The sequence below is a fragment of the Marinobacter sp. UBA2498 genome, from assembly GCF_002341575.1.
Taxonomy (GTDB): Bacteria; Pseudomonadota; Gammaproteobacteria; order Pseudomonadales; family Oleiphilaceae; genus Marinobacter; species Marinobacter manganoxydans.
In genome coordinates, this window is sequence record NZ_DDOI01000108.1 from 63,720 (window position 1) to 64,127 (window position 408).

At 58.3% G+C, this 408-nt stretch carries 1 pseudogene; it reads left to right on the plus strand.

From position 1 onward, the window contains the following. Positions 1–408, plus strand: a pseudogene (locus B2W52_RS15230) (glucose-6-phosphate dehydrogenase); the annotation flags it as partial.

Genomic DNA, 408 nt, shown 5'->3' on the forward strand with positions numbered 1-408 from the left:
CAATAACCTGTTTGCCTCCCAGTGGGACCAGAACCACATTTCCCACGTGGAGATCACGGTGGCCGAGAGCGTTGGCATCGAGGGGCGGTGGGGCTATTTCGACAAAGCTGGCCAGATTCGCGATATGATCCAGAATCACCTACTTCAGCTGCTGTGTCTGATCGCCATGGACCCGCCCTCGGACCTGTCTGCCGACAGCATCCGGGATGAGAAAGTCAAGGTTCTCAAGGCCTTGAAGCGCATTACGCCCGATATGATGGACAGTTACGTGGTGCGTGGCCAGTACACCGCCGGCACCAGTAACGGCAGGCCGGTGCCCGGCTATCTGGAGGAGGAGGGGGCAAACAAGGGCAGCGCTACTGAAACTTTCGTTGCCCTGAAAGCAGAGATCGACAACTGGCGCTGGTC